Origin of the sequence: Streptomyces sp. NPDC056948 (assembly GCF_042674225.1) — a bacterium.
GTDB classification, from domain to species: domain Bacteria; phylum Actinomycetota; class Actinomycetes; order Streptomycetales; family Streptomycetaceae; genus Streptomyces; species Streptomyces purpurascens.
The window spans coordinates 1-26,836 of record NZ_JBHUQX010000025.1 but is presented as its reverse complement, the minus strand read 5'-3'; the positions used below and the strand labels follow the sequence as shown (position 1 = coordinate 26,836).

21 protein-coding genes and 3 pseudogenes are annotated in these 26,836 nt (G+C 69.0%); 18 read left to right on the top strand and 6 right to left on the bottom strand.

The features are described from left to right. The first annotated feature begins 16 nt into the window (after positions 1–16). Positions 17–940, top strand: coding sequence for a LysR family transcriptional regulator (locus ACFTZL_RS05535; protein ID WP_382578603.1), 924 nt, complete (start codon positions 17–19; stop codon positions 938–940). A 247-nt stretch (positions 941–1,187) separates the two neighbouring features. Here ACFTZL_RS05535 and ACFTZL_RS05530 read toward each other — a convergent pair. From ACFTZL_RS05530 to ACFTZL_RS05520, 3 genes and pseudogenes are all read right to left on the bottom strand, one after another. After that, positions 1,188–1,408 (bottom strand): annotated as a pseudogene (locus tag ACFTZL_RS05530) (DUF3626 domain-containing protein); the annotation flags it as partial. Positions 1,409–1,520: 112 nt separating this feature from the next. Continuing rightward, positions 1,521–2,471, bottom strand: a complete 951-nt coding sequence (locus tag ACFTZL_RS05525) for an SDR family NAD(P)-dependent oxidoreductase (RefSeq protein WP_382578638.1) — start codon at positions 2,469–2,471, stop codon at positions 1,521–1,523. A 659-nt stretch (positions 2,472–3,130) separates the two neighbouring features. Beyond that, positions 3,131–4,069 (bottom strand): LysR family transcriptional regulator, encoded by a 939-nt coding sequence (locus tag ACFTZL_RS05520; RefSeq protein ID WP_382578600.1) that lies wholly within the window; start codon positions 4,067–4,069, stop codon positions 3,131–3,133. A gap of 134 nt (positions 4,070–4,203) precedes the next feature. Between ACFTZL_RS05520 and ACFTZL_RS05515 the strand changes: the two genes are divergently transcribed. From ACFTZL_RS05515 to ACFTZL_RS05505, 3 genes are all read left to right on the top strand, one after another. Beyond that, positions 4,204–5,139 (top strand): NADP-dependent oxidoreductase, encoded by a 936-nt coding sequence (locus tag ACFTZL_RS05515; protein ID WP_382578597.1) that lies wholly within the window; start codon positions 4,204–4,206, stop codon positions 5,137–5,139. A 5-nt stretch (positions 5,140–5,144) separates the two neighbouring features. Beyond that, on the top strand, positions 5,145–5,588 hold the full coding sequence (locus tag ACFTZL_RS05510; protein WP_382578594.1) for an SRPBCC domain-containing protein: 444 nt from the start codon (positions 5,145–5,147) through the stop codon (positions 5,586–5,588). 135 nt (positions 5,589–5,723) lie between these two features. After that, positions 5,724–6,416 carry an NADPH-dependent F420 reductase gene (locus tag ACFTZL_RS05505; protein ID WP_382578591.1) on the top strand — a complete coding sequence of 231 codons (693 nt, stop codon included), beginning with the start codon at positions 5,724–5,726 and terminating at the stop codon, positions 6,414–6,416. A 75-nt stretch (positions 6,417–6,491) separates the two neighbouring features. Here the strand turns inward: ACFTZL_RS05505 and ACFTZL_RS05500 are convergent, their stop codons facing one another. Then, on the bottom strand, positions 6,492–8,021 hold the full coding sequence (locus ACFTZL_RS05500; protein ID WP_382578636.1) for an IS701 family transposase: 1,530 nt from the start codon (positions 8,019–8,021) through the stop codon (positions 6,492–6,494). Between the two features lie 166 nt (positions 8,022–8,187). On the opposite strand from ACFTZL_RS05500, the gene ACFTZL_RS05495 reads away from it, so the two are divergent. Next, positions 8,188–8,592 (top strand): type II toxin-antitoxin system PemK/MazF family toxin, encoded by a 405-nt coding sequence (locus tag ACFTZL_RS05495; protein ID WP_382578588.1) that lies wholly within the window; start codon positions 8,188–8,190, stop codon positions 8,590–8,592. Positions 8,593–9,378: 786 nt separating this feature from the next. On the opposite strand, the pseudogene ACFTZL_RS05490 reads toward ACFTZL_RS05495, so the two are convergent. Then, positions 9,379–9,948 (bottom strand): annotated as a pseudogene (locus tag ACFTZL_RS05490) (hypothetical protein). A gap of 399 nt (positions 9,949–10,347) precedes the next feature. Between ACFTZL_RS05490 and ACFTZL_RS05485 the strand changes: the two are divergent. The 8 genes and pseudogenes from ACFTZL_RS05485 to ACFTZL_RS05450 all read left to right on the top strand — a co-directional run. After that, the gene (locus ACFTZL_RS05485; protein WP_382578586.1) at positions 10,348–12,021 is read left to right on the top strand and encodes a BCCT family transporter; all 1,674 of its coding nucleotides are present in this window, start codon (positions 10,348–10,350) and stop codon (positions 12,019–12,021) included. Between the two features lie 261 nt (positions 12,022–12,282). Continuing rightward, positions 12,283–13,368, top strand: coding sequence for an S-(hydroxymethyl)mycothiol dehydrogenase (locus tag ACFTZL_RS05480; RefSeq protein WP_382578583.1), 1,086 nt, complete (start codon positions 12,283–12,285; stop codon positions 13,366–13,368). Then, positions 13,368–14,003, top strand: coding sequence for an MBL fold metallo-hydrolase (locus ACFTZL_RS05475; protein ID WP_382578580.1), 636 nt, complete (start codon positions 13,368–13,370; stop codon positions 14,001–14,003). The genes ACFTZL_RS05480 and ACFTZL_RS05475 overlap by 1 nt, the downstream gene beginning before the upstream one ends. Before the next feature lie 147 nt (positions 14,004–14,150). Beyond that, complete coding sequence (locus ACFTZL_RS05470; protein WP_382578578.1) at positions 14,151–15,212, top strand: chorismate-binding protein; 1,062 nt, start codon at positions 14,151–14,153, stop codon at positions 15,210–15,212. Between the two features lie 82 nt (positions 15,213–15,294). Beyond that, positions 15,295–16,176 carry a dihydropteroate synthase gene (gene folP, locus ACFTZL_RS05465; RefSeq protein ID WP_382578633.1) on the top strand — a complete coding sequence of 294 codons (882 nt, stop codon included), beginning with the start codon at positions 15,295–15,297 and terminating at the stop codon, positions 16,174–16,176. A 170-nt stretch (positions 16,177–16,346) separates the two neighbouring features. Continuing rightward, positions 16,347–16,709: a bifunctional 3-phenylpropionate/cinnamic acid dioxygenase ferredoxin subunit gene (locus ACFTZL_RS05460; RefSeq protein WP_382578575.1), complete on the top strand. Its 363-nt coding sequence runs from the start codon at positions 16,347–16,349 to the stop codon at positions 16,707–16,709. Beyond that, complete coding sequence (locus ACFTZL_RS05455) at positions 16,706–17,869, top strand: NAD(P)/FAD-dependent oxidoreductase (RefSeq protein WP_382578573.1); 1,164 nt, start codon at positions 16,706–16,708, stop codon at positions 17,867–17,869. Before ACFTZL_RS05460 ends, ACFTZL_RS05455 begins: the two co-directional genes overlap by 4 nt. Before the next feature lie 262 nt (positions 17,870–18,131). Then, positions 18,132–18,383: pseudogene (locus ACFTZL_RS05450) on the top strand (SRPBCC family protein); the annotation flags it as partial. A 62-nt stretch (positions 18,384–18,445) separates the two neighbouring features. Here ACFTZL_RS05450 and ACFTZL_RS05445 read toward each other — a convergent pair. Continuing rightward, complete coding sequence (locus ACFTZL_RS05445) at positions 18,446–19,192, bottom strand: IclR family transcriptional regulator (RefSeq protein ID WP_382578570.1); 747 nt, start codon at positions 19,190–19,192, stop codon at positions 18,446–18,448. Positions 19,193–19,400: 208 nt separating this feature from the next. On the opposite strand from ACFTZL_RS05445, the gene betA reads away from it, so the two are divergent. The 5 genes from betA (at position 19,401) to ACFTZL_RS05420 (ending at position 26,822) form a co-directional block, all read left to right on the top strand. Beyond that, positions 19,401–21,062, top strand: coding sequence for a choline dehydrogenase (gene betA / locus ACFTZL_RS05440; protein WP_382578568.1), 1,662 nt, complete (start codon positions 19,401–19,403; stop codon positions 21,060–21,062). A 196-nt stretch (positions 21,063–21,258) separates the two neighbouring features. Continuing rightward, positions 21,259–22,728: an aldehyde dehydrogenase family protein gene (locus ACFTZL_RS05435; RefSeq protein WP_382578565.1), complete on the top strand. Its 1,470-nt coding sequence runs from the start codon at positions 21,259–21,261 to the stop codon at positions 22,726–22,728. 20 nt (positions 22,729–22,748) lie between these two features. Beyond that, entirely contained in the window at positions 22,749–23,837 is a 1,089-nt protein-coding gene (locus ACFTZL_RS05430) for a glycine betaine/L-proline ABC transporter ATP-binding protein (RefSeq protein ID WP_382578562.1), read from the top strand. Beyond that, positions 23,837–25,846, top strand: a complete 2,010-nt coding sequence (locus ACFTZL_RS05425) for an ABC transporter permease (RefSeq protein WP_382578560.1) — start codon at positions 23,837–23,839, stop codon at positions 25,844–25,846. Before ACFTZL_RS05430 ends, ACFTZL_RS05425 begins: the two co-directional genes overlap by 1 nt. 13 nt (positions 25,847–25,859) lie before the next feature. Next, entirely contained in the window at positions 25,860–26,822 is a 963-nt protein-coding gene (locus tag ACFTZL_RS05420; RefSeq protein WP_382578557.1) for an ABC transporter substrate-binding protein, read from the top strand. Positions 26,823–26,836 lie beyond the last annotated feature (14 nt).

Sequence of the window (26,836 nt, the reverse complement as noted above, 5' to 3'; positions counted from 1 at the left end):
CCAACCAATCTTCGCGATGATCGACATCTATGAAACTGAATTCCGGAAGGCAGACCTCAATCTGCTGGTCGTCTTCGCCGCTCTGATGCGCGAGCGCAGCGTCACCCGGGCCGCCGTCGCCCTGCATATGAGCCAGGGCGCGGCCAGTGCAGCCCTCGGCAGGCTGCGCGGGCTCTTCGACGACGAATTGTTCACCCGCACCCGCACCGGAGTGGAACCCACACCCCGCGCCGTCGAGCTGGCCCGTCGTATCGAGCCGGCCCTCGGCCTGATCCACGGCGCCGTGACCGACAGGGACCGCTTTGACCCGGCCACCGCCCGGCACACTTTCACCCTGGGCATGTCCGACGACCTGGAAACGGCGCTGCTGCCTCGCCTGCTGCACGCCACGGCCGCACTGCCGGGCATCCGGCTCGCCGTACGGCAGGCCAGCCGGAACACCGTCGCCGGCATGATCGACCGCGGCGAGGCGGACCTCGGTGTGGCCGCCGCCCCCGCGTACGGCGCCGAACACCGCAGCCGCGGCCTGTTCACCTCCGGCTACACCTGCCTCTTCAACCCGCGCCTGCTGCCGCTCGAGGTCCCCCTCACCCTGGACGACTACCTGGCCCACCCCCACCTGCTGATCTCCTACGACGGCAGACGCGGCATCGTCGACGACCTCCTGGAAGCACGCGGCCTCGACCGCCGGGTGATCGCCTCCACCACCCACTTCACCGGAGCCGCCCTACAGCTCGCCACCCTGCCCGCCCTGGCCACTCTCCCCGCCCACGCGGCCACCGCATACGCCGACACCTTGGGCCTGGCGACCTCCCCGCCGCCCCTGCCGATGCCCACATACACCGTCAGCTCGATCTGGCACGGCAGCCGCACCGACGATCCCGCCCATGTGTGGCTGCGCCGCCTCGTCTACGAGGTGGCCCGCACGGGCGAGTTCTGAGAGTGACCGGACTGACCGCACATCAGCACGGCCTCACGCAGCCAACGATGGGATCGTGGTGCTGTGCTCATTCCTGTGTTGCTGCTGCCTGGTGGCTCGGCGCCTGGGGTGATCCGTACCGGCAGGACAGTTCGTTCACGCCAGTGACATCGTGGGCCTGACCTGCACTCACCCTGACCGGCAATCACGTCAGAGGATTCGGAGCCCCCGTTGCCGGTGATGCGACTGGCCACTCCGATGTCGCAGGTCAGTTCCCAGTAGATGGTGCGCAGCGCTGTCCACAGCGTGCTAGGCAGTGCCAGACCTTCTTGAGACCCTGGAGGGCATAGCGGCTTGTGCGGGCGGCATCTCCGATGATCTTGTTTCGACCACTGTGCCGCGATAGCTGGGATCCAGCACCAGTGCCTCGACAGCACGGTCGAACCTGACCGGTCCGTGGATCTGCGCCTCGATATGGCCGTCCAAAGCAGTTCAGACGAGTGAGCGCTTACGGCTCGATGTTCGAGGCCAGGTATGTACTCGAGTGCCGCAGTCGGGCCAGCCTGAGGGTGCTTGTTTGCCAGGGCGCTCGTGCCTGGGACTATCCGGGGATGGCACCGGGGTCAACGCCGGTCATGTCACAGCTTGTGTCCCACAACCGTGCCGCGACGGAGGTGTCGGCGAGGTGGTTCCACACCGTTTCACGTCGGGGCTCGCCGCGCAGGCCGAATACGCGCGGTCCCCACATCTGGCCTCCCCGCACGGCCGGGTCGAGCACCGCCCGGACCGCAGGCCACGCGCCGGCATGCTTGCCCTGGACGAGGAGGGCTGCAGGTGCCGTGCTCAGCCGGGCGCCAGTAGTCCGCACATGGATGGGCGGCCGTGACGGGGTGAGGGAGTCCAGCGCGCCGCCGGGATGGACCACCACGCTCGCCACCGTGCTGCCGACAGTGTGCAGGCGGCGGTCGAGTTCGACACCAAAGTACATCTGCGCCAACTTGGAACGTCCGTAAGTACGCTTGGGCTCGTAGTCCTTCCGGGACTGCAAGTCGTCCAAGTTCAGTCGCTCCGACTTCGCCGCGAAGCTGCCCACGGTCACGACGCGGGCCGCCGGTGCAGCCGACAGCAGCGGCATCAGCCACTGGGTCAACGCGAAGTGCCCGAGGTGGTTCGTGCCGAACATGAGCTCGTGACCGTCCCTCGTCTCCTTGCGCGGCGGGTCATCGAGCGCGACGCCGGCGTTGTGGACCACCGCGTCGAGGCAGTCCACCTCCAGTGATTCCACCACTGCCTGCAGCGACGAGAGGTCTGCGAGGTCCAGCCGTACGGCCCGCACCCGCGCGTCGGGGACATGCGCACGGATCGAGGCCATCGCGACCTCGGCCTTCGCGGGACTCCGGCTGCCGAGCACGACGGTCGCTCCGGTTGCCGACAACTGCTCCGCGACGAAGTACCCGATGCCGGCGTTGCCGCCGGTGACCAGAAAGGCGCTGCCATAGGCACGCGGCAGCCGTTGGACATTCCAGGGCGGGGTGGAGGATGCGGACGACATACGACGGGACTCCCTTGCTGGTGAAGACGGCTGCGGCTGCTTGCCGGGTAACTCGACACCCACGGTTCCAGCGTCCACCGACACATCGCCTACCGATCACCGACAACCTCGCCAGACGGCCCATATCCCACCGACACGGTGCTGGCCCGTCGCCGTACCGTGCCGGTGAACGTCACGTCGGCCAACCGGAGCACTCAATAGCAAACTGGGACACCCAGCCACCAGAGGTTAAGAGACAAGCTCAGGCGAGCATGGATGAAGATCACTACTCTTACGGATCCATCAAGAAGGCGGACGCGAACGATCAGCGCCACGAGGCCGTGGGTGACCGGGAGTCCGTGGCCCGACGCGTGGCATGGATACGCAGCAGCCCGGGCTACAACCCACAGCCGTACGAGTGCGGCCAGGGTGACGTTCCTGGACATCCCGCCCCGCGACGGCCGGGCTGATGCTGGCCGAGGCGGCGGCCGGCTCGGTGAGTGGCCGCCCACCACGCATGTGTTCCCGTGCGGACGGTCCTTCCCTGTGAGCGGTGCGCAGCCGCCGCGTATAGATGGTTACGAAGAGGTCCGCGATCGCAGGGGAAGTAGAGGCCGTCGGTCGGCAGAACTGCCCTGTCCACGGGACAGTTTCGGCCCGCCCCCGGCCGGCTGGACCGTTCACGCGGCGGGCTGACCTACGGGGTTCGTCTTGTCAGCGAACGGCGTCGCCGCCCGCTGCCCTTCTTGCTGACCGCTGTCCGCGTGAGCCAGCGTTCCGTCGAGGTCCGCGCTCCCCGACTCAGACGGTCGCGGCTCACGCCGCGCCAGCATGTCGTGGGCGGCCGCGGTGAGGCGCGACGCGGCCGGGCGGGCGTCCGGGAGCCAGGCCAGCACCAGCTGGGTGGCCGGGTAGCCCTGGACGGGCACGGCCCGAACCGTCCCGCCGAGGCGGTCACGGACGCTTTCGCCGACGACGACCACGAGCTGTCCGAGCGCGACGCGGTCGACCATGGTGTCCAGCGCCTCGTTCGGCAGCTGCGCCTCGTAGCCCGGCAGCGCCTCCACCTCGGTGAGGGTCAGAAGCGGGCGCTCGGTCAGCGGGTGGTCCGGCGGGAGCAGGACGACGGGGTGCTCCAGGCCGAGCTCCATCAGTTCGAGACCGGGGACGGCAACCGACTGGCACATGAGGGCGACGTCCGCGGTCCCGTCCCGCAGAGCGCCGATCTCGTCGTAGGTGAACACGACGTCGGTGAGCACGCCGTCCGGGCCCTGTGCGCCGGCGTCGAGCAAGGCGGGCAGGACGCCGGGGCCGGCGGCGGGCCGTACCGCGATGGTGACCTGTTGCCGGTCGGCGGCTTTGCGCGCCTTGCGTACGGCGGTGTCCATCGCCGCCAGGAGCGTGCGGCACTCGGCCAGGAAGACCTCGCCCGCGGCGGTCAGCGTCACCTGCCGCGTGGTGCGTTTCAGCAGGGAGACGCCCACGCGCCTCTCCAGGTGGGCGATGGCCCGAGAGAGGGGCGGCTGGGTGATGCCGAGGTTCTCCGCGGCCTGCCCGAAGTGCAGCGTCTCGGCCACGGCCACGAAGTAGGCGAGTTCCCGGGTCTCCAGCTGATTCATGCATCCAAGGTATAACCCCATGCTCAGACTGTCATTGCTCCGCCCTTCATCGCCTGGTCAGCTAGAGCGTGCGCCTCCCGGACAGCAGTGGGTTGAGGTGCTTACCGCGAACCGCAGATATGAAAGTTGGAGTGATGAAGGCTGTTCAGTACCAGAGTTTCGGTGGGCCCGAGGTTCTTGAGGTCGCCGAGGTTCCGGATCCGAAGATGTTCGCCGATCTCGTTCTGGTGAGGATCGAGGCGGCGGCCCTCAACCCGGCGGACCTGGCGTTCCAGAGCGGAGCCGCGGACCCCCTCGTGGACTCCTTCTTCCCGGTGACCCCGGGGTGGGACGTGTCCGGAGTCATCGAGCAGGCCGGAGCCGCGACGACCGGCTTCCGACCGGGCGACGAGGTGATCGGGTTCGTCCGCGGCCAGGCCATGCACTACGGCACCTACGCCGAGAAGATCGCGGCCGAACCGCGTCAGCTGGTGCGCAAGCCGAGGAACCTGAGCTGGGCCCAGGCCGCCGGGCTGCCCGTCGCCGGCCTCACCGCTTACCAGGCGATCGTGCGCAGCCTTGAGGTGACCGCGGGCGACACCGTGCTGGTGCACGGTGCGGCGGGCGGCGTGGGACACCTTGCCGTCCAGATCGCCGTCGCGCGGGGCGCGCGGGTGATCGGGACGGGCTCCGAGGCCAGCGAGGAGTTCATCGCCTCCCTGGGCGCGACACCGGTGCGCTACGGCGACGAACTCGTCGAGCAGGTGCGGAAGATCGCCCCGGACGGGGTCGACGCGGTCCTGGACACCGCGGGGCGGGGCTCCCTGTCCACGACGAAGGACATCGCCGCCCTCGGGGCGCGGGTCGCCTCCATCACCCGGTCCACCACCGAGTACCCGGGGACCATCGACGTCTACCTCTACCTCGACGGCGACGACCTGACCCGGCTGGTGGAACTCGCCGAGGAGGGCAAGCTCACCGTCCACATCGACCGGGCCTTCCCCCTCGACCAGGCAGCACAGGCCCAGCAGCTGCTGGCCGGCGGCCACGTACGGGGCAAGGTCGTCCTGGAAAACCGCAGGGAGGCCTGAGGACCATGCCTCTCGATCCCGTCGTCAGCGTGGTCACCGACATCCCCGCACCTCCTGAGGAGGTGTGGAGGGTCCTGACCGACCTCGCCGGATACGCCCAGTGGCACCCCGGGCTGAGTTACGTCGATGCTCCCACCGACATCCAGGCCGGCACCGAACTGCGAACCCGGATAACCAGCGGAGGCGAGGCCGACGGGGAATACGCCTTCACGGTCGTCCACTACGAGGCACCGCGACACTTCGCATGGCGGGGCGGCATCCCGGACGTTCTCATGGCACTGCACTCCTACGTCCTCGAGCCGCATGACGGCGGAACGCGCCTCACGGAATCCGAGGAGATCACAGGCACAGCCGCCGAGCAGTTCCTGGGCCCGCGCCGGGCCCAGACACAGGAACGCTACGCGAGCTACGGCAAGGCCCTGGCAGCACGACTCGCAGCCGGCCACTGACACCCCCGCACAACCCCACTGACGAACACCCCACCCCACCCCACCGCCCCGCGCCCGCGGGCCGCGACTCCCCACGGCCCGTGGGCAACGGGTGCGCCCAAACACCGCAGACCCAGCACCACTCAAGGAAAAGCAATGACCGACACCCTCGGCATCATCGGAAGCGGCAACATCGGCGGCGCAGTCGCCCGCCTGGCCATCAACGCAGGTATCGACGTAGTCCTCAGCAACTCACGCGGCCCCCAGACCCTGCGAAGCCTCACCGACCGCCTCGGCCCCCGGGCACGCGCAGCCACTCCGGCGGAAGCCGCCGCGGCCGGCGACTGGACGGTCGTCTCCGTCCCCTTCAGCGCCGTGCCCCACCTGCCCGCCGACGCCCTCGCCGGGAAGACCGTCATCGACACGAACAACTACTTCCGACAGCGCGACGGCGTCGTCGCCGAACTGGAGACGGGCAGTCTCACCGCGGGAGAGTTGTTCCAGCGGTACGTGCCGGGCGCCCGGACGGTCAAGGCGTTCAACACCATCTACTTCGAACACCTCCTCGCCCTCGCCCGCCCCGCCACAGCCCCCGACCGCAGCGCCCTCCCCCTCTCCGGCGACGACCACGCGGCCAAGAAGTCCGTCACCGCCCTCCTCGACCGCCTCGGCTACGACACCGTCGACGCCGGCACCACCGCGCAAAGCTGGCGCGTCCAGGGAGGCAGCCCCGCCTACGTCCTGCCCTACCTGGCCGACCGCCGACTGCCCTGGCCACTCGACCCCGGCAAGCCGGCCGGCGCCAAGGAGATCCGTACCGCTCTGGAACAGGCACGCATCAGGCCCTGAGGAGGACGGACCGGACCGCACTCTAGACGCGCCTGCCCGGCCTCCAAGGTGATCCGCCGACCCCAACAAGAGCCATCACAAGGGCACTAGACGAAGCCACGGTGCTGCGTGCGTCGGCCGCCCCACAAGACTCGCACCCCGGCTCGTCGTTTGGCTGGCAGGGCAGGGGGGGGTGACGGCCCGCGCGTCGTTCAGGGAGGTGCGCAAGCGGTCGTTGTCGACGCTGAGCCGCTGGATCGCGGCGATGGCGAGGTCGGGCTGCTCGGTCAGATGGCGGTTGGCGCGTCGCAGTCGGTCGTTGTCGGTCTTGAGCCTGCTGAAGGCGTCGGCGGCGCGGTTGCTGCTGCGTGAGGCGCCCGGGGAGCGGGTCAGTTCGTCGCAGATGTCTGGGTAGTTGCGGCGGAAGGTTGTGTGGGCGAGCTGGAACCGGGTGGCGAGTGCGAGGACGCTCGGCACACGGCCGGTCTCGCTGGTGATCGTGTCGATGTCGTTGCGGACATCCTGGCGGCTGGGCAGCGGCCTGCGGTGCGGGGTTATGGTGTGCCCTGGGTGTTCGTGGCGAGGAAGTGACGGATCGCGTCGCGGCGGCGTTCGGGGCTGGCGAGCAGGAGGGCGGAAGCGCGGGACGGGCGCGGGTCTCGGCCTGGAGACGGTCGGCTTCGGTGGTGAGAGCACTGATGTTGTCAGGGGTGAGGGCGACGCTGTGGCAGTCCAGGGGGCGGCAGTCCAGGACGGCGGGCCGAAGGCGCTCACCGGGTGCGGCGCGGGGGCGGCACAGGGCCTTTTCGGGGTTGAATACAGTCGGGGTAGACCTCTGGGTCGTGGCGGGTGAGGACGCGGCGCAGACGGCGGGTATCGGTCACGACGGTGCCGGGGAATCCGGTGTGGCCGTGGAAGGTCCTCAGACGGACAGATGCCTCTCCGGCGGCCGGGCCCGTCAAGTGGTGCTGGTGGTGGGTGGTGAGGGCAAGGAGGTGCTCGCCGCGGGCGAGGGCTTGTTCGGCTTCGACTTCGGCGCGCGGCGTGCAGCCTCGGGTTGCCGCCGTAGACCTCGTCTCCCGCGACCCAGGCGGCCCGGTGGCCGGCGTCGAGGAATCGGGTGACCATGCGAGCGGCCAGCTCCGGCTCGGTCGCGAACTCCGTCTTGTCGCCAAGGCCGGCTGCCCGGCAGCGGTCGGGGTCGGAGGTCCAGGAACGCGGAACGTACAGTTCCCGGTCCGCCGCGGCGTGCCCGCGGCGGCCGGCGTAGACCAGATAGACGGCGACCTGGGCGTTCTCGATCCTGCCCGCGGTGCCGGTGTACTGCCGCTGGACACCGACGGTGTCGGTGCCCTTCTTCACGTCGCCGGTCTCGTCGACAACCAGGAGTGCCTCGTAGTCGTGCAAATGCTCGACTACGTAGGCGCGCACGTCGTCGCGGACCTGGTCGGCGTCCCACTTGGCCCGCCCAAGCAGGTGCTGCATGCCGTCCGGGGTTTTGTCCCCGGCCCACTCGGCGATGGTCCAGCAGTTCTTGCGCGGCAGGTCCGACAGCAGCCCGAGCACCAACCGCCCGACCCGACGTCGGGGTTCGACCCGTGCGAACCGGCCCGCGATCTGGGCCATCAGGCCCTCGAACGCTTCCTGCCAGCGGGCAGGGTCTACGCTGTGACCTGCGGCCACCGCATGATCGTTTGTCTTCACACACCGATGATCAACAGTGGCCGCGCCCGTCTCCACAGCGAGTCAGGGTCGCGCAGCGTCTGTCTGCCGTCCTGCATTTGGAGGACTTGTGCAACGTGGCGAAGTCTGGTGGGTTCAGTTCGACGAGCGGAGGTTGGTCGTACTGCTGTCGGGAGAGGACACGTCTGGGATCCGGGTGATGCAGGTCGTTGCTCCGGCGGGCGTCGACATCAGCGGTCTGGGCGTCGAAGTGATGGTGGGCGCCGGTGAAGGACTGCCGTTCGAAGGCGTGCTGCGGCTCGCGTTCCCGCGTCCAGGCTTCACCCCTTGCACGTGGCTGACCACTGTGTCACGGGACGACCTGATAGAGCGGGCGGCCGTCCTGTCCTCGGCGAAGCTCAGCGAGATTGACGACGCCCTCCGACTCGCTGAACAAGCGCAGGAGCGGACCCCGGCAACGACGGCGAAGCTCAGCGAGATACGGGACGCCCTCCGTCTCGGTGAACTCGGGTAGACGAAGAAGGAGCCGACGCCCATGACGGCGTGGGCGATCTCGGGCGAGATGATCCACGCTGGCCTCGGTGCCCCTCACTATCGAGATCACGATCTACGGCTGGAGTACTGGCGTTCGCAAGGACCTGTAAAAAGGAAACCGCGATCAGCGATGGGCGGCGACCTGGTCAGGGAATGGCCCGGATCTTGATCTCGGCTGCGTGGCCTGAACGGCTCCGCGTCCAGCAGAGACAACAGGTGCCCGCTCTGGCGCTTGCTCGGCAAGACTTGTCGGCACACAGCGAAGCGCAATGCCCTGGGGTCCGCGGCGCATAGCTCGCCTATGCGGTGACGGTCAATTGGCCAAGCGTTTCGCCGTCGACGCGCTCGCCCGAGTTCCGGCTCGCCGAGGTAAGCATCCTGGTCCGGGCTTGGACGGAACCGTTGGCGTTCACGCGTGGCATGGAGGAGCTAGGGCGCGTATCGAGTCGTGATCAACGAGTCGCCCCCTGATGACTTTGATCCCAACCCTTGAGGGCAGATCCCAAAGAATGGTCGACCCCCAGCTCGGGCAGGTCGGGCCGGCGATCGCCAGCATGCTCGCTTGCGAGCGCCTTACGAGGAACTCAGAGCGTCCAGCGACGCCACGGATTTGGTGCGACAAGCTGGTGATCGGGACTGATCTGCCCACCGGTCGACACGATGTGCAGCAAGGTCCTGGCATCGACCACGTAGCGCGTCATGGCTCGCAGAATACGGCAGGGCATCCCCCGCCCTCCCGAACCTGTCGATGCAGATTGAGTCGTGATCAACGGGTAGTTCGGGTGAGAACTTTGATCCAGATTATCGAGGCGCGAAGGTGTAGGCCCGCGAGGTAGCTCTCCGGGGTCTTGTCGTACCTGGTGGCGATGCCTCGCCAGGCCTTCAGCTTGTTGATCAGCCACTCGACGGTGTTTCTCTCCTTGTAGAGGTCGGCGTCATGGCTGACGGGCCGACCACCTCTGGAGCCCTTCTTCTTCCGGTTGGCGACCTGGTTCCGCTTCTCGGGGATGAACTGGGGGCCGTCGGCCGCCTGACCGGCGGACAGGACGAAGGCCAGCGGGGCGGCACTTGCGGTCGGCGGCGAGGTGGACCTTGCTGGTCTGCCTGCCCCGCGAGCGTCCCAGGAGAGCGGCCTTCAGCCGGAGCTTCCGGCGGCGTCAGACGCGTCGTCGCTCCCCCTCGCTCGGGATCCGCTTCGGCGGCCCGTCCGCTTTGCTCTTCGACCAGGCGCCGAACTCCCGCGGCATCTCCCGCCACTGCCCGCAGGTCTTGAACCGCCAGAGCACACCCTCGAACTCTCCCTCAGCTGCTCGGGATAGGGGCCGCACTCGCCGATGAGGTGGCAACAGGTGCCTTTGACGGCGCCGGTGGCGACGGATCGGCCGACCCCGAGTGCGGTGTCGCAGCCGCCTGCGTTTGGCGGACCCGTTGCCCCCGCCCCTACGTCATTCGCGCCGTCAGGTGCGGCAGGGAACGGATGACCTGCAGGAGTAGGGGACTTCTGGCGGCTTTTGGGCTCATGTACTGCTGATCCTCACCGCGCTCCGTTGTCCGCTGGTCTGACGCTCCACCCGGCGAGAACGGTCGGTGTACGGGGGGTTGACGCACTGGTGCGCGACAGGAACTGTGTTGCACATCGAGCACTTAGTTGCGTGTTGTGCACCGTCGAGTGTGTGCCGACGCAGGGATGCAGACGCAGCCCCGCCGTCCCCCGTTCCCTGTCGGAAGGCTTCGGATGAGTACCGCGACGACGAAGAAATCAACATCGGCCCTCGCACGGGTGGATCCGGCCGTCCTCTATGTATCCGTCACGTTGTCCGCCCTCTTCGTGGCCTGGGGGGTGTTTTTCACCGACAATCTCGCCGCCGTCGCCGAGACGACGCTGAACCGGATCATCGACAGCTTCGGCTGGCTCTTCATCCTGACGAGTTCCGGGTTCGTGCTGCTGGCAGTGGTCCTCGCGTTCAGCCGGTTCGGCTCCATCCGGCTCGGGCGGGACGGTGAGCGCCCGGAGTTCAGCACCGCCTCATGGGTGGCGATGATGTTCAGCGCCGGGATGGGCATCGGCCTGATGTTCTACGGGGCGAGCGAACCGATCATGCATATGTCCAGCCCGCCGCCGGGCTCCGCGAAGGCGGGCAGCGAGGACGCGGCCCGTCTGGCGTTGGAGTACTCGTTCTTCCACTGGGCGATCCATCCCTGGGCGATGTACGCGGTGGCCGGCCTGGCGCTCGCCTACTTCGGATTCCGCAAGTGCGGCAACAGCCTGATCAGCTCCGCCTTCCGGCCGTTGCTCGGTGACCTGGTGGACGGGCCACTGGGCAAGTCCATCGACATTCTGGCGATCTTCGCCACCCTCTTCGGTTCCGCCGTCTCCCTCGGACTCGGCGCCCTGCAGGTCAACAGGGGGCTGAAAGAACTCTGGGGCGTCCCCGACTCCACCACGCTGGCTGTCTCGATCATCGCGGTCCTCACCGTCCTGTTCGTGCTCTCCGCCCTCTCCGGCGTGCACCGCGGCATCCAGTGGCTGAGCAACGGCAACATGATCCTGGCCGCCGTGCTGCTGCTGTTCGTCTTCGTCGTGGGCCCCACGGTGTTCATTCTGGAGAGCCAGACCGAGGCGCTGGGAGGCTATCTGGCCTCGCTTCCGAAGATGAGCTTCACGACGGGTGCCTTCGGCGGCGGCGAGTGGCTCTCCGGCTGGACGGTCTTCTACTGGGCGTGGTGGATCTCCTGGACGCCGTTCGTCGGGACGTTCATCGCGCGCATCTCCCGCGGCCGGACCATCCGGGAGTTCATCGTCGGTGTGATCATCGCGCCGAGCCTGGTGAGTGTCGTATGGTTCGCGATCCTCGGCGGTACCGCGCTGAATCAGGAGATGCACGGCGCCGATCTGGCCTCGGCGGTCGCCCGGGGCGAGGAGGCGGGTCTGTTCGCCACCCTGCAGCACCTTCCCTGGTTCCCAGTCACCTCGGTCCTCGTCATCGTGCTGGTCGGTCTGTTCTTCGTCAGCGGCGCCGATGCCGCCTCCGTGGTGCTGGGCATGCTCTCCTGTCGGGGCAGTATGAGCCCCGGACGCCTCGTCGTGATCCTCTGGGGCGCGCTGACCGGTCTGGTCGCGGCTGTGCTGCTGATGGCGGGTGGCCTGGAGGCGGTCAAACAGGTGGCCATCATCGCCGCGTTCCCGTTCCTCTTCGTGATGGTCGGTTTGTGCGTCTCCCTGGTGAAGGCGCTGCGCGCCGAGCCGACGGAAGGGCCGAAGCCGGTGGGTGAGCAGGAGAGCGCTGGCGCCACCGATGTCGATGCCGTCGGCGAGCCGGAGCCGGAGCCGGAGCCGGAGCCGGAGTCACGGCCGGGTCCCGGGGTGCGGTCGGCCGAGGTCGTGTCGGACTCACGGCCCGCGGGCTGACCCGGCCGGACCGAGCGAATCGCCAAGCGTGCGACTCGGCCGGATCAGACGCACGTGCGGGGCCGCATCCCGGGAATGTGCGGCCCCTCATGTGCGCTCGGATCAGGCATCTTCCGCCCGACGGATCCGGCCGAGTCGGTCCGGTTCCCGCCGACCCCTTGACCCTCGGTGTTCTCCTCCCCGATGCTCGGTTGCGTATAGCGGTGCGTGTATCGAATGAGGCAACGCAGCCGCGCGTGTTTCCCGTCTGAGGAGCAGCTCATGGCTCACGAGGTTCGTGCCGTCGTCGCCCGGAAGAAGGGCGCACCGGTTTCCGTCGAGACGATCGTCGTCCCCGATCCCGGTCCGGGTGAGGCACTGGTCAAGGTCGAGGCGTGCGGCGTCTGCCATACCGACCTCCACTATCGCGAGGGCGGGATCAACGACGAATTCCCCTTCCTGCTGGGGCACGAGGCGGCCGGTCGTGTCGAGGCGGTCGGGGAGGGAGTCACCGGCGTCGAGCCCGGTGACTTCGTCATCCTCAACTGGCGGGCCGTGTGCGGCGAGTGCCGGGCGTGCAGCAAGGGCAAGCCCTGGTACTGCTTCGCCACCCACAACGCGACGCAGCCGATGACGCTGCTCGACGGCACTCCGCTCTCGCCCGCTCTCGGCATCGGTGCCTTCGCGGAGAAGACACTGGTCGCGGCCGGACAGTGCACCAAGGTGGACCCGGCGGCCACGGCGGCGGCAGCCGGTCTGCTCGGATGCGGCGTCATGGCGGGCTTCGGCGCCGCCGTGAACACCGGTGCCGTCGGACGAGGGGACTCTGTCGCCGTCATCGGCTGCGGCGGCGTCGGAATGGCCGCCGTCGCGGGAGCACGGCTCGCCGGCGCGAGCAAGGTCATCGCCGTCGACATCGACCAGCGCAAACTGGACCGCGCCACGGCCATGGGGGCCACCCACACCGTCGACGGCTCGAAGGGCGACGTCGTGGAGGCGGTGCGCGAACTCACCGGAGGCTTCGGCGCGGACGTCGTCGTCGAGGCGGTCGGCCGCCCCGAGACCTACCAGCAGGCCTTCTATGCCCGGGACTTGGCGGGCACGGTCGTGCTGGTCGGTGTGCCCACCCCGGAGATGAAGGTGGAACTGCCGCTGCTCGACGTCTTCGGGCGCGGCGGCTCGCTGAAGTCCAGCTGGTACGGCGACTGCCTGCCCTCGCGTGACTTCCCGGCCCTCATCGACCTGTATTTGGGTGGCCGGTTCGACCTGGACGCGTTCGTCTCCGAGACCATCGGGCTCGGTGACGTGGAGGAGGCCTTCGAGAAGATGCACGGCGGCGACGTCCTGCGCTCCGTGGTGGTGCTGTGATGGCCGGCGCACCGCGCATCGAACACCTCGTCACGAGCGGCACCTTCAGCCTTGACGGCGGCACCTGGGACGTCGACAACAACGTCTGGATCATCGGTGACGACGACGAGGTGGTCGTCATCGACGCGGCACACGATTCCGACGCCGTCCTGGAGGCCGTCGGTGACCGGCGCCTGTCGGCCGTCGTGTGCACCCACGCCCACGACGACCATGTGCGCGCGGCGCCGGATGTCGCTCTCGCCACGGGCGCACCGGTCCTGTTGCACCCCGACGACCAGGTGCTGTGGAAGACGGTCCACCCGAACCGACGGCCCGAGGGCCCGCTCGCCGACGGCGACGAGATCGTCGTGGCGGGGATCGGACTGCGCGTCCTCCACACGCCCGGACACGCGCCCGGGGCCGTGTGCCTGTATGCGCCCGACCTGGGGGCACTGTTCAGCGGCGACACGCTGTTCGCGGGCGGGCCCGGCGCGACCGGGCGCTCGTACAGCGACTTCGGCACGATCATCACCTCGATCGGTGACCGGCTGCTGACGCTCCCCGGCGAGACGGTCGTCCACACCGGACACGGCGACACGACCACCATCGAGGCGGAAGCCCCGCACCTGGAGGAGTGGGCCGCCCGCGGCTGGTGAACGAGCGCCGTCCTACCCGGCCGGGTGGCCGAACGCGCTCGGTTCCTCGTATCGAGCGAGTGCCGAGCGTGACCCGTGGACACGACCCACCCGGCCGTCACGGCCCAGGACCATCCGTCCCATCGGCCTTCCCCTGGACGAACCGCCGTGTACGCTCCCGCTCCCCTGGCCCGCTTCGATGGGTCGGTCGCCACTGATCTGCGTGACGTGACCAGCGACCCCGCGGCCCTGGACTCCTCCGGGTTCTGGGCGGTCGTCGCGGACTTCGAGGGTCGCCTGGTCTGTGCGCGCTTCGGCGATGTGCGTCCGGCGCCGGGGCCCGCTCCGGTGCTCGGGGCCTGGCGGGGACCGGCCGCCGGGGATTGGACGTCGTCGCTGGACCGCGCTGCCTACATGGCGGGCGTGCGCCGCATCCGCGAGCACATCGCGGCGGGCGACGTCTACCAGGCCAACCTCTGCCGGGTGCTCTCCGCACCCCTGCCCGACCCGGCTGCCGCCGACATCGACGCGTTGACCCTGCTGCTCGCCTGCGGCAACCCGGCACCCTACGGCGGTACGGTCCGGCTTCCCGCACACGGCGTCGAAGTCGCCACGGCCTCGCCCGAACTCTTCCTGCGCCGTACGGGCCGGACCGTCGAGTCCGGGCCCATCAAGGGCACGGGCCGCACGGTCGACGACCTGCTGCCCAAGGACCACGCCGAGAACGTGATGATCGTGGACCTGGTGCGCAATGACCTGGGGCGGGTCTGCGCCACCGGATCCGTGACCGTCCCGGCCCTGTGCGCCGTCGAGCGGCACCCGGGCCTCGTGCATCTCGTCTCCACCGTGCGCGGGGAACTGGCGGAGGGTGCGGGCTGGGCCGAGCTGCTGGCCGGGACCTTCCCGCCGGGCTCCGTGACCGGCGCGCCCAAATCCAGCGCCCTGCGCATCATCGACGCCCTGGAGACGGCGCCCCGCGGACCGTACTGCGGTGCCATCGGCTGGGTCGACGCCGACCGGGGGACCGGCGAACTGGCCGTGGGCATCCGCACCTTCTGGATCGACCGTGCCGGCCCGGCGGGGCCGGTGCTGTGCTTCGGCACGGGCGCCGGCATCACCTGGGGGTCCGACCCCGGGCGGGAGTGGGACGAGACCGAGCTGAAGGCCGCCCGGCTGCTCGGTCTGGCGTCGAGACCACACCGGGAGGCCGACGCCCTCCGCCTGCCTTGACAGCGCAGCGCGGCCGTCCTCAGACTCGTTGCCCACATCGCACAGGGTTCCTCTATATGCAACGAGGTCAACAGGTCCCATGATGACCGCGCTCCACCCGCGAGGTCTGCCCCGCCCGGGCCGGACCTTGGTGATGGGCATCGTGAACGTCACGCCCGACTCGTTCTCGGACGGCGGGCGGTGGTTCGACCCGGAACGGGCCGTCGCGCACGGCCTCACGCTCTTTGACGAGGGCGCGGACATCCTGGACGTGGGTGGCGAGTCGACCCGCCCCGGCGCCGCGCGTCCATCGGTCGAGGAGGAGCTGCGGCGCGTGCTGCCGGTCGTCCGTGAACTCGCAACTGCGGGCGCGACGGTCAGCGTCGACACCATGCGCGCCGAGGTCGCCGTCCGCGCCGTCGAGGCCGGCGCCGCTCTGGTCAACGACGTCTCCGGCGGACTGGCCGATCCGGCGATGCTGCCGCTGATGGCGCGGACCGGCAAGCCCTACGTGGTCATGCACTGGCGCGGGCACTCCGCCGGGATGCAGGCGAACGCCGTGTACGACGACGTCGTCACCGACGTGGTCGACGAGTTGCGGGCGAGAGTCGACGCGGCCCTGGAGGCCGGGATCCCCGCCGACTGTCTCATCGTCGACCCGGGGTTGGGGTTCGCCAAGCATGCCGAGCACAACTGGCGGCTGCTCGGCGGTCTCCGGGAGCTCGCCGTGCTCGGCCGGCCGGTCCTCGTGGGCGCGGCGCGGAAGTCCTTTCTTGGTCACCTGCTGACAGACCCGGGGACGGGTCGGCCCCGCCCGGCGCACCTGCGGGACGCGGCCACCTCCGCGGTGTCGGTCCTGGCTGCCGCGCAGGGCGTCTGGTGCGTGCGCGTCCACGACGTCGCTTCGACCGCCGACGCGGTGCGCGTGACCGCCCGCTGGGGTCTCGAACCCGCGGCGACGCTGCTGCCGGAGGCCCGGTTCTGAGGGGTGCCCCGCCCTGACCTGCGTTTCCTATGATGCAGGGCGTTCCGCATCACGCAACGAAAAATATGGCCGTCCGTCGTCCTCTGAACTCCTTGACAAGGGTTTGTGGGCGCCTCCAAACTGGCGTTGCGTTCACCGCAATCCGTTTCGCTATACGCACCCGAGGTGTCATGATGATTGCCGCGTGCCGTCTCGTGGATCTCCCCCGAGGCGAGGCCCACAGGCTCGACATCGACCCGCCGGTATCGGTGTTCCACACCGACGACGGCGAACTCTTCGCCATCGACGACACATGCACCCACCAGGACGCCTCGCTCGCCGACGGCTGGCTGGAGGGAGGCGAGGTCGAATGCCCGTTGCACGCCTCGAAGTTCAACCTCAAGACCGGAGCCGTCGACGCCCGGCCGGCCAAGCTCCCGGTGCGCACGCACGAGGTCTTCATCGAGGACGGCATGATCTACGTACGGCTGTCCACGGCAGCCCCGAACCTGCCTCCCTGCATCGCCGCCCGGCTCGCCGGGGGCGTCGCGTGAGGACGGTGGCCGTGGTGGGCGCGTCGCTGGCCGGTCTGTCGGCGGCGCGCTCGTTGCGCAAGCAGGGGTACGACGGACGGCTCGTCGTGATCGGCGACGAACTCCACCGCCCATACGACAGGCCGCCGCTGTCCAAGGAGTTCCTGGCCGGCGGAATCGGCGAAGCCGATCTCGCACTGGAGCCGGACGACGAGGACCTGCAAGCGGAGTGGCTGCTCGGAGCCCGCGCCGCCGGACTCGACACCACGCCCCGCGCCGTACGGCTCACCGACGGCCGGGAGGTGAGGGCCGACGGCATCGTCATCGCCACCGGCGCCGCCGCCCGGACCCTGCCCGGCATGGACGGACTGGCCGGTGTGCACACCCTGCGCACACTGGACGACGCCCGTGCCCTGCGGGACGAACTGGCCCGGGGCGGACGCCTGGTCGTGATCGGTGGCGGCTTCATCGGCGCCGAGGTCGCCTCCACGGCCTACGCCCTCGGCCTCGACGTGACCATCGTCGAGGCGGCGCCCGCACCCCTGGCCGCACCGCTCGGCGCGACCATGGGGAGCATCGTCTCCGCCCTCCACGCGGACCACGGCGTGCGCCTGTTGTGCGGCGTGGGTGTCAAGGGGCTGAGCGGCGAGAAGCGCGTGGACGCCGTCCTGCTGGAGGACGGCCGTAGCATCCCCGCCGACATCGTGGTCGTGGGTGTCGGGGCCCGTCCCTGTGTCGGGTGGCTGGAAGGATCCGGCGTCGCACTCGACGACGGCGTCAAGTGTGGTGCGGACGGCCGTACCAGCCTGGCCGGGGTGGTCGCGGTCGGCGACTGCGCTTCCTGGTACGACCCGCGCTCGGGCACCCACCGCCGCGTGGAGCACTGGACCGGCGCCCGGGAACGCCCCGACGCGGCCGTGGCCGCACTGCTGTCCTGGGGCGAATCGGAACCGGGCGTACCCAGGCCGCCGTACTTCTGGTCCGACCAGTACGGGGTGAAGATCCAGTTCGCCGGCAACGCAGCCCGCGCCGACAGCGTGACGATCGAGGAAGGCACCGAGGAGGACCGCAACGTCCTGGCCGTCTACCGGCGTGCCGGACACCCGGTCGCCGTACTCGGGATGAACCAGCCTCGGCTGTTCATGCGTTGGCGCAAGCAACTCGCGGCCACGCCGTCCTGACCGTGTCGTAGATCGCGCTTTCGCAGCCGCTGTCGCGCACGGCAGCGGCGCTGTTCCTTACCCGACGACGTCCGGTGCAGCTCGTCCCGGCGCGTGCATGACCGATCCACGACGTTTCCCGAGGAGTGCGGTGTGACCTCGACCGGCCTGCCGGAAAAGCCTGATCGCCACCCTCCCCGGATCGAGCCTTCCCATGCCCATAGCACGCCTGGACGTACGACCTGACGGGCAAACTCGAACTGGAAACATCGTCGAGAACTTCGTGGATCGCACGATCGTCGAGTGCGACTGGCTTTATCTCAAGCACGTCGTCGAGAGCGGATAGGACGTCAGCCGGTCGGTGGAGCTTTTCGACCGCGTCAACCGGCAGGACTTCGACGCGTGCGAGCGCTGTCAGCCCGGGATCAACTCCCGGCTGTACGCCAAGGGCGGAGTCCTCGTGCCCAGTGAGCATCACATCGGCGAGTTCCACGCATTCGTCCAGGAGCGTCTGGGCGCGGGACGGCCGCGGTAGCGGCGGTCCCCGGCGGGTCGGAGGCCGGTGCTCAGGCGGTCGGCGAAGGCGGTGCGGCGGGCTCAGCCCAGGTAGCCCATCCGATGGCTGATCTCGTCCGCGCCCTTGACCAGCACCGGAGCGAGCTCGTACATACGGTCCTCGGTGAGGCGGTACGCGGGTCCGGAGGCGCTGAGCGCCGCGATGACCTCTCCGTCCCGGTCGCGGACCGGCGCCGCCATGGCGTGCAGCCCTACCTCGAACTCCTCCAGGGTCCAGGAGTAGCCCCGCTCAAGAGCCTCGGCGAGGTTCTTCTCCAGCTTGGTCTTCGCGGTCAGGGTGCGAGGCGTCAACTTCTTCAGGCCGGCCTCGGACAGCAGCGTGGCGCGCTCCTTCGCGGGCATGTGGGCCAGCAGGATCTTGCCGCTGGAGGTGGCGTGCAGCGGAGTCAGCTGGCCAACCCAGTTGAACGCTGTGATGGCACCCGGACCTCGCACCTGGTACAGGTTGATCGCGTAGCGCTCCTGCATCACGGCGAGGTTCACGGTCTCGCCGATCTCGTGGGCGAGACGCTCGCAGACCGGGCGGCTCTGCTGGGTGATGTCGATGCGTCCCGTGACCGCGCCGGCGAGGCGGACGAGACCGAAACCGAGGCGGTACTTGCCGCGCTCACCCGCCTGCTCCACCAGGCCGCGCACCTCCAGAGCACCGAGCAGCCGGAACGCGGTGGACTTGTGGACATCGATTTCGGCGGCCACTTCGCTGACGCCGGCCTCGCCGCGCTGGGCCAGGATTTCCAGCACGGTGACGGCGCGGTCGACGGACTGCACCCCACCTGTCGGCGCACTTGTCGTTTCGGAATCTGGATGGTAGTTGCTCACGACGCAACTATACGGGCGATAAACATAGCCGCCACTGTGCAGGTCACAGGCTTGGTACAGACCCTTCGCAAGTTGCGCTGTTCGCAACCTGGTGCGCATAGAGATACCGGCGCTAGCATGCCGCGCACTCTCTACGGCACGAGCGAGACGAGGCCCCATGGCTCACTTGCAGTACGACTTCGTCATCGTCGGTGGTGGATCGGCCGGCAGTGCACTGGCCAACCGGCTCTCCGCGGACCCCGGCAACCGGGTGCTGGTCCTGGAGGCGGGCAGGCCCGACTATCCCTGGGACGTCTTCATTCACATGCCCGCGGCACTGACCTACCCGATCGGCAGCCGCTTCTACGACTGGAAGTACGAGTCCGAACCCGAGCCCCACATGGGCGGCCGGCGCGTCTATCACGCGCGCGGCAAGGTGCTGGGGGGTTCCAGCAGCATCAACGGCATGATCTTCCAGCGCGGAAACCCCATGGACTACGAGCGCTGGGCGGCCGACCCCGGCATGGAGGCCTGGGACTACGCGCACTGCCTGCCGTACTTCCGGCGGATGGAGAACTGTCTCGCCGCTGACCCGGACGACGAGTTCCGCGGTCACGACGGCCCCCTGGTCCTCGAACGCGGCCCGGGGACCAACCCGCTCTTCGAGGGCTTCCTCAAGGCCACCGAGGAGGCGGGCCACGCTCCCACCGACGACGTGAACGGCTACCGGCAGGAAGGTTTCGCCCGGTTCGATCGCAACGTCCACCGGGGACGCCGTCTGTCGGCCGCGAAGGCGTACCTCAAGCCCGTGCGGAAGCGGCCCAACCTCACCGTCACCACACGCTCCCTGGTCACCCGCGTCCTCTTCGAAGGCAAGCGGGCTGTCGGCGTGGAGTACCGGCGCGGTCGAGGCAGACCCCGGCAGGTGCGTGCCGGTGAGGTCATCCTCTGCGGAGGCGCGATCAACTCCCCGCAGCTGCTTCAGCTCTCCGGGGTCGGGAACGCCGAGGAACTGCGCGCGCTTGGCGTCGACGTCGTACACGATCTGCCGGGCGTCGGCGAGAACCTCCAGGACCACCTGGAGGTGTACATCCAGTACGCCTGCAAGCAGCCCGTGTCCATGCAGCCGCACCTCGCGAAGTGGCGCGCCCCGTTCATCGGCCTGCAGTGGCTCTTCCGTACGGGCCCTGCCGCGACCAACCACTTCGAGGCGGGCGGCTTCGTCCGCGGCAACGAGGACGTGGACTACCCCAACCTGATGTTCCACTTCCTGCCCGTCGCGGTCCGCTACGACGGCTCCGTGCCCGCCGGCGGACACGGATACCAGGTGCATGTCGGACCCATGTACTCCGACGCCATCGGCTCGGTGAAGATCAAGAGCAAGAACCCTGCCGAGCATCCCGCGCTGCGCTTCAACTACCTGTCCACCGAGCAGGACCGCCGCGAGTGGATCGAGGCCGTCAGGGTGGCCCGGAGGTTGCTCAACCAGCCCGCCATGGCTCCGTACAACGCCGGGGAGATCTCACCCGGACCGTCCGTCGAGACCGACGAGGAGATCCTCGCCTGGGTCGCCGAGGACGGCGAGACCGCGCTGCATCCGTCATGCACCTGCAAGATGGGCACCGACGAGATGGCGGTCGTGAACCCGGCCGACCTGCGGGTGCACGGGGTGCAGGGGCTGCGGGTCGTGGACGCGTCCGTCATGCCCTACATCACCAACGGCAACATCTATGCGCCGGTGATGATGATCGCGGAGAAGGCGGCCGACCTCATCCTCGGCAAGGAGCCGCTGCCGCCGTCTGCCGCCACGTACTATCGCTACCGCGACGCAGGCGCGTAACCTGCAGTTTTCATAGAGCCGATCGGCCCGGATCAAGGTGTTCCGGGCCTGCCGGCGTCGTGTTCTTTGGGCTGCCTCCTTGGCAAAACCGTCATCGGCCGACCCCTTGACGTGGGTTCCCGCCTTCCGCAGAGTGTTCCACCACAAGCAATACGGTGCACGATGCGCAACGCGATTCGCTCGAAGGGCTCCCGACGTGGCAGACCTGTTCGTGGATGGAAAGTGGCGGGATCCGGTGGCCGGAGGACACCGGGACATCCGCTGTCCCGCCGACGGCACGCTCTCGGTGACCGTGTCCGAAGGCACCCGCCCCGACGCCGAGGCGGCCATCGCCGCAGCCCGCCGGGCCTTCGACGAAGGGCCATGGCCGCGTACCCCCGAGCGCGAGCGCGGCGCGCTCCTCCTGCGCACCGCCGACATCCTCGAACGCGACGCCGACGCGTTCGCCCGCGCCGAATCGCTGGACACCGGCAAACGGCTGGTGGAAAGCGAGTACGACATCGCCGACGTCGTCTCCTGCCTCCGCCACTACGCAGGCCTCGGCGGTACCGACGCCGGCCGGGTGATCGACACCGGCCGCGAGGACGCGGTCAGTCGCGTCGTGTACGAGCCGATCGGCGTGTGCGGACTGATCACTCCCTGGAACTACCCGCTGCTGCAGGCGAGCTGGAAGGTCGCCCCGGCACTCCTCGCCGGCAACACGATCGTCCTCAAGCCCAGCGAACTCACCCCCTCCACATCGATCCTCCTGATACGGGCCCTGGAGGAGGCCGGACTCCCGGACGGAGCGGCCAACCTCGTCCTGGGGACAGGGCCCGAGGTGGGCGCACCGCTCGCCGAGCACGCCGCCGTCGACATGGTCTCCTTCACCGGCGGCCTGGACACCGGAAGACGCATCATGGCCACCGCAGCCGCGACCGTGAAGAAGGTCGCCCTGGAACTCGGTGGCAAGAACCCCAATGTCGTCTTCGCAGACGCCGACTTCGAGACGGCCGTGGACTTCGCTCTCACGGCCGTCTTTCTGCATTCCGGGCAGGTCTGCTCGGCCGGCGCCCGGCTGATCGTCGAGGACGCGCTGCACGACCGGTTCGTCGACGAGGTGGTACGCCGTGCCCGGCGGATCCGCCTGGGCGGTCCCTTCGATCAACAGGCCGACACCGGCCCGCTGATCTCCGCACAGCACCTGGCGAAGGTCGAGGAGTATGTCGCGGCCGGACTCGCCGAAGGCGCCGTCCTGCGCTGCGGTGGCACGCGCCCCGGCGACTCGAACCTGGCCGACGGTCACTACTACCCGCCCACCGTGCTCGACGAGTGCGGTCAGGACATGCGCGTGGTCCACGAGGAGTCCTTCGGACCCGTGCTCACCGTGGAGCGCTTCACCGACGAGGACGACGCCGTACGCATCGCCAACGACACCGAGTACGGACTCGCCGGCGCCGTCTGGACGCAGGACGCCGGAAAGGCCCAGCGGGTCGCCCGCCGACTGCGTCACGGCACGGTGTGGATCAACGACTACCACCCCTATGTGCCGCAGGCGGAATGGGGTGGGTTCGGGCACTCCGGCGTGGGCCGGGAGCTCGGACCGACCGGCCTCGACGAGTACCGGGAACCCAAACACATCTGGCAGAACATCCAACCCCGGCCGCAGCACTGGTTCCGCGGCTGAACGCCGAAAAGAGGTCGAACATGACCCCAGCAACGACCGAGGCGCCGCGGCGGCGCGACATGCCCCAGGACTCGGCACCGACCCCGGTCATCTCCGTGCGCGAGCTGTGGAAGGTGTTCGGGCCGAAGGCGAACCAGGTGCCCGGCTCCGAGGAACTGCGCGGGCTCACCCGCCGCGAACTGATGGACCGCACCGGATGCACCGCCGCCGTGCGCGACGTGAACTTCGAGGTGGCGCCCGGCGAGGTGTTCGTCGTCATGGGCCTGTCCGGTTCCGGCAAGTCCACCCTGGTGCGCTGTCTGACCCGGCTCATCGAACCCACCGCGGGCGAGATCCTCTTCGAGGGCGAGGACATACGCGACGCGGACGCGAGCCGCCTTCGGGAACTGCGCCGCAGCAAGTTCTCCATGGTCTTCCAGCACTTCGGGCTGCTGCCGCACCGCAGGGTCGTCGACAACGTGTCGTTCGGGCTGGAGATCCGCGGCATGAGCAGAGCCGAGCGCACCAAGCGTGCGCTGGAGGTCGTCGAACTCGTCGGTCTCTCCGGATACGAGAACTCCTACCCCGACCAGCTCTCCGGCGGCATGCAGCAGCGCGTGGGCCTTGCCCGCGCCCTGGCAGGCGACCCTGACGTCCTCCTCTTCGACGAGCCCTTCTCGGCACTCGACCCGCTGATCCGCCGTGACATGCAGAACGAGGTCGTCCGCCTGCACCACGAGGTCGGCAAGACGATGGTGTTCGTCACCCACGACCTGTCCGAGGCGCTGCGGCTGGGCGACCGCATCCTCATCATGCGCGACGGCAGGATGGTCCAGTGCGGCACCGGCGACGAACTGGTCGGCGCCCCCGCCGACGACTACGTACGCGACTTCGTCCGGGACGTGCCCCGCGGTGACGTGCTGACCCTGCGGTGGATCATGCGACCGGCGGGGCCCGACGACCCCCTGGACGGTCCCGAGCTGGGCCCGGACGTCGTGGTGAAGGAGGCCACCCGGGCGGTGCTCGCGGCCGAGAAACCGGCCAAGGTCGTCGAGAACGGCAAGCTGCTCGGCATAGTCGGCGACGAGGAGATCCTCGCGGTGGTCGCCGGGCAGGAAGGCGACGCGTGATGACCGTCGCCGTGGAGAATACAGAGAGACCCGAGAGAACCGGGACCGAGGAGCCGCCGGCGCCCGCCCGGCGCGAGCGTACGGTCAACCGCGGCGTGGTCGTGGCCGCGATCCTGCTCGTCTGGCTCGTGCTCTTCGCCGTGCTGCGCGGCAGACAGACCCTGTCCCTCGCCGCGGCCGACCTGACCGATCTGCACCGGTGGTTCAACGACGTCAACGACTCGATCGGCGCGAACCGCAACTCCAACCCGCTCTTCCTCTACTTCTTCAACGAGATCCGCCTGGTCATCGACACCCTGGTGACCTTCGTCCAGGAACTGATCTCGCAGCCGACCCCGGGCCGGCCGGTACCGCAGATCGGCTGGCTCGGTGTCGTCGGCGTCGCCGGGTACGTCTCCTGGGCCCTGGGCAACTGGCGGGTCGCGCTGCTGACGGTGGCCGGCTTCACCTTCCTGGGCCTTCAGGGCCTGTGGCAGGAGAGCATGGACACCCTGGCGCTCACCCTCTCCGCCGTCTTCGTGGCGCTGCTGTTCGCGATCCCCCTGGGGGTGTGGGCAGGGCTGTCGGACCGGTTCCACCGGATCATGACGCCGTTCCTGGACTTCATGCAGACGATGCCGACCTTCGTCTACCTGGCACCCCTGACGCTGTTCTTCCTGATCGGCCCGGCCTCCGCCACGATCGCCACCGCGATCTACGCGGCACCACCGGCGATCCGCATCACCGCGCACGCCATCCGCTCAGTACCGGAGGCCACCGTCGAGGCAGCGGACTCCATGGGCGCGACGCGGCGGCAGGCGCTGCTGAAGGTCCTGCTGCCGATGTCCAAACGGACCGTGGTGATGGGTGTCAACCAGACCATCATGGCCGCCCTGGCCATGGTGACCATCGCGGCCCTGATCAACGCGCCCGGCCTGGGAGCGACGGTCGTCCAGGCCCTGCAGTCGCTGGACGTCGGCACGGCGTTCAACGCCGGTCTGGCCATCGTCGTCCTGGCCATCGTGCTGGACCGGGTCACCACCGCGGCGAGCGGACGGGCGGACACGGCCCGGGGCTCGGACAGTCCCTTCCTCAAGTGGCGGCGGCAGTTGCTGATGGCCGGGGGAGTGGCGGCGGCGGTGCTGGTGTACCTGTCGCACATGTATGTATGGGCGGCCGAGTTCCCCGGCGAGGGCGGCATCGGCAGCACCATCGCCAAGGCGGCGACCGACGTGACCACCTGGGCACAGGACAATCTGGCGGGCCTGACCAACGCCTTCCGCGACGTCCTCACCAACGGCCTGCTCAACCCGTTCCAGACCCTGCTGACCGACTCCCCGTGGTGGCTCGTCGGCGCCGCCCTCGTCGCGCTCGGCTCGGTGCTCGGCGGATGGCGAGCCGGGGCCACGACCGTCGTGTGCGTGGGCCTGCTGGTCGGTACCGGCGTGTGGTCGGACGCCATGACCACGCTGGCCTCCACCGCGGTGGCGACCGTGCTGGTGATGCTGCTCGGCGTCGTCCTCGGCGTGTGGATGGGAAGCAGCGCGCTCGTCGACCGGCTGCTCAGGCCCTCCCTGGACGCGGCCCAGGTCATGCCGCCGTTCGTCTACCTCGTGCCGTTCCTCGCGCTGTTCGGCGCGACACGGTTCACGGCCATCGTCGCCGCCATCGTCTACGCGGCACCCGTCGCCATCAAGATCATCGCCGATGGGGTGCGGGCCGTGCCCGAGACCACCGTCGAAGCGGCCATGTCCACCGGGTGCAACACCTGGCAGATCATCACCAAGGTCCAACTGCCCATGTCGCGCGGCGCCCTGACCCTCGCGACCAACCAGGGCCTCATCTACGTGCTGTCGATGGTCGTCGTCGGCGGCCTGGTGGGAGCGGGCGCCCTCGGCTACGACGTCGTGGCCGGGTTCTCGCAGGGCCAGCTGTACGGCAAGGGACTGGCGGCCGGTCTCGCCATCGTCCTGCTCGGAGTCATGTTCGACCGGATCACTCAGGCAGCGGCTCGCCGCGCCGGCGCATAAGGAGCACCTCACCATGGCACGACACTGGAGAGCCGGCGCGGCCGGCCTGGCCGTCCTCGGCCTCACCCTCACGGCCTGCGGGGGCGCGAAGGTCGGCGACGACAACGCGGGGGGCTCGGACAGCTCGGGCAAGTGCGGCACCTTCAACCTCGCGATCAACCCGTGGGTGGGTTACGAGGCGAACGCGGCGGTCCTCGCGTACGTCGCGGAGCACGACCTCGGCTGCAAGGTCGAGCAGAAGGACCTGAAGGAGGAGATCGCCTGGCAGGGCTTCGGGACCGGCGAGGTCGACGCCGTCGTCGAGAACTGGGGCCACGACGATCTGAAGAAGAAGTACATCACCCAGCAGAAAACGGCCGTCGAAGCGGGCCCGACCGGCAACAAGGGCCTCATCGGCTGGTACGTGCCGCCGTGGCTGGCGAAGGCGCACCCGGACATCACCGACTGGAAGAACCTGAACAAGTACGCGTCGAAGTTCAAGACCTCGGAGTCGGGCGGCAAGGGCCAGCTCCTCGACGGAGATCCGTCGTACGTCACCAACGACGAGGCGCTGGTCAAGAACCTCAAGCTGGACTTCAAGGTGGTGTACGCGGGCAGCGAGACCGCGCTCATCCAGGCCTACCGCAACGCCGAGAAGAACAAGGAATGGGTGATCGGCTACTTCTACGAGCCGCAGTGGTTCCTGTCCGAGGTGCCGTTGAAGAAGGTCAGCCTGCCCGAGTACAAGACGGGCTGCGACGCCGACGCCGAGAAGGTCGCGTGCGACTACCCCGTGTACGAGCTCGACAAGATCGTCAGCGCCAAGTTCGCCAAGTCGGGCAGCCCGGCCTATGACCTGGTGAAGAAGTTCAACTGGACGAACGACGACCAGAACACCGTGGCCAAGTACATCGCGGTGGACAAGATGGCGCCCGAGGCCGCGGCGAAGAAGTGGGTCGAGGCCAACCGCGACAAGGTCGACGCCTGGATCAAGTAGGGCGTACGACTGCC

Excerpts from the sequence above, each read along its gene's own strand:
- ACFTZL_RS05505 (WP_382578591.1), top strand. The coding sequence starts at position 5,724 with ATGACCGACACCCTCGGCATCATCGGAAGCGGCAACATCGGCGGCGCA.
- ACFTZL_RS05480 (WP_382578583.1), top strand. The coding sequence starts at position 12,283 with ATGGCTCACGAGGTTCGTGCCGTCGTCGCCCGGAAGAAGGGCGCACCG.
- ACFTZL_RS05460 (WP_382578575.1), top strand. The coding sequence starts at position 16,347 with ATGATGATTGCCGCGTGCCGTCTCGTGGATCTCCCCCGAGGCGAGGCC.
- folP (WP_382578633.1), top strand. The coding sequence starts at position 15,295 with ATGACCGCGCTCCACCCGCGAGGTCTGCCCCGCCCGGGCCGGACCTTG.
- ACFTZL_RS05525 (WP_382578638.1), bottom strand. The coding sequence starts at position 2,471 with ATGTCGTCCGCATCCTCCACCCCGCCCTGGAATGTCCAACGGCTGCCG.
- ACFTZL_RS05420 (WP_382578557.1), top strand. The coding sequence starts at position 25,860 with ATGGCACGACACTGGAGAGCCGGCGCGGCCGGCCTGGCCGTCCTCGGC.
- ACFTZL_RS05430 (WP_382578562.1), top strand. The coding sequence starts at position 22,749 with ATGACCCCAGCAACGACCGAGGCGCCGCGGCGGCGCGACATGCCCCAG.
- ACFTZL_RS05485 (WP_382578586.1), top strand. The coding sequence starts at position 10,348 with ATGAGTACCGCGACGACGAAGAAATCAACATCGGCCCTCGCACGGGTG.
- ACFTZL_RS05475 (WP_382578580.1), top strand. The coding sequence starts at position 13,368 with ATGGCCGGCGCACCGCGCATCGAACACCTCGTCACGAGCGGCACCTTC.
- ACFTZL_RS05425 (WP_382578560.1), top strand. The coding sequence starts at position 23,837 with ATGACCGTCGCCGTGGAGAATACAGAGAGACCCGAGAGAACCGGGACC.
- ACFTZL_RS05515 (WP_382578597.1), top strand. The coding sequence starts at position 4,204 with ATGAAGGCTGTTCAGTACCAGAGTTTCGGTGGGCCCGAGGTTCTTGAG.
- betA (WP_382578568.1), top strand. The coding sequence starts at position 19,401 with ATGGCTCACTTGCAGTACGACTTCGTCATCGTCGGTGGTGGATCGGCC.
- ACFTZL_RS05510 (WP_382578594.1), top strand. The coding sequence starts at position 5,145 with ATGCCTCTCGATCCCGTCGTCAGCGTGGTCACCGACATCCCCGCACCT.
- ACFTZL_RS05520 (WP_382578600.1), bottom strand. The coding sequence starts at position 4,069 with ATGAATCAGCTGGAGACCCGGGAACTCGCCTACTTCGTGGCCGTGGCC.
- ACFTZL_RS05500 (WP_382578636.1), bottom strand. The coding sequence starts at position 8,021 with ATGGCCCAGATCGCGGGCCGGTTCGCACGGGTCGAACCCCGACGTCGG.
- ACFTZL_RS05535 (WP_382578603.1), top strand. The coding sequence starts at position 17 with ATGATCGACATCTATGAAACTGAATTCCGGAAGGCAGACCTCAATCTG.